Source organism: Vibrio sp. 03_296 (assembly GCF_002265885.1).
Map to the genome: position 1 here is coordinate 1 of NZ_NPKW01000154.1, position 802 is coordinate 802.

Annotated in this window: 1 pseudogene; it reads left to right on the forward strand. The window is 49.9% G+C overall.

Annotated elements, in window-relative coordinates:
* Positions 1-230 precede the first annotated feature (230 nt).
* Positions 231-802, forward strand: a pseudogene (glpX, locus tag CIK04_RS21265) (class II fructose-bisphosphatase); the annotation flags it as partial.

The window sequence follows — 802 nt, forward strand, 5'->3', positions numbered from 1 at the left end:
GCAAGATGGAAGACGTCGAGTAATTCTCCGCTTCTAGGGAAAACCCTAGACACCAAATACGAGGCCCTAAGAGCGCTTATGCCTTGGCTCTCGCACTCGACCTCGCACCTCGCACCTCGCACCTCGATTTTCGCCTTCAAACTGAATTTAGCAAACGTTTCCCCTACATTTTGTGCTAGAATCGCGCCAATTTTACTCTTCCTTCGATTTAACACTTTTTTGGAGACAACATGAAACGCGATTTAGCGATGGCCTTTTCCCGCGTCACAGAAGGCGCAGCTCTAGCGGGTTATAAATGGCTAGGCCGTGGTGACAAGAACGCGGCGGATGGCGCTGCTGTAGAAGTCATGCGCACCCTGCTGAATAAAACTGACATCAGTGGTGAAATTGTTATTGGTGAAGGTGAAATCGATGATGCCCCGATGCTTTACATTGGCGAAAGTGTTGGCCTAGGTGGGGATGAAGTGGATATCGCGGTCGATCCAATCGAAGGGACGCGCATGACCGCGATGGGCCAATCAAACGCTCTTGCGGTATTGGCTGCTGGTGAAAAAGGGAGCTTTTAAAAGCACCAGATATGTACATGGAAAAACTGGTGGTCGGCCCTGGAGCAAAAGGGGTGATCGATCTTAACAAGCCACTAAAAGAAAACATCGAGAACATCGACACAAGCGCTTGGAAAAAAGCTTGATACCTTGGTAGGTGAATTACCCTTGCTAACCTCGTCATGATCGAGGTGATCGCGGAGATGCAACGCATGGGTGTTCGTGTTTCGCAGTGTCCAGATGGTGATTGTGGCCGC